The sequence below is a fragment of the Helicobacter didelphidarum genome (assembly GCF_003364195.1).
GTDB lineage: Bacteria > Campylobacterota > Campylobacteria > Campylobacterales > Helicobacteraceae > Helicobacter_A > Helicobacter_A didelphidarum.
Window position 1 is genome coordinate 1 of record NZ_NXLQ01000216.1, and the last position, 448, is coordinate 448.

Below are 448 nucleotides of genomic sequence, written 5' to 3' on the forward strand. Positions count from 1 at the left end.
GAGTTTCCATATTATCCTAATCACTCGTAAAAATATAACTAATGCAGAAGCTACTATACCACCCATACCTGGTGCATTATAAGTATAAACTTCTTTTATTCTGTTTGGATAAGTAAGTGCGAAGCTTTGAGCTAAGAATCCACCTAGTGAATGCCCTGTAACAATGACATTGATATTATGTGTATTGAAATACTCTCTAATACTTTGAAGGGAATTATATTTACACGCTATCTCTTTAGAGTTTGGATTATTTGTCTTTGATAGCTTTTGATGATGAATCACAATGGTTTCAAATATATCTTTTGCAAAACTACTCATTGCAATGATTTGAGTTATAGCTACTCCTGCTAATGCTAAAAATATATCTGCTATATAATCACCAGTATTCTCTGTGCCTCTAAAAGCTATGATGTAATTTTGTGTATCTGTATCATAAAATAAAGTAGCA

General features: G+C 31.5%; 1 protein-coding gene. It reads right to left on the reverse strand.

The window, feature by feature from the left end:
- On the reverse strand, nucleotides 1-448 hold a 448-nt coding region (locus CQA53_RS13475; protein ID WP_245945929.1), incomplete at both ends, for a lipase family protein.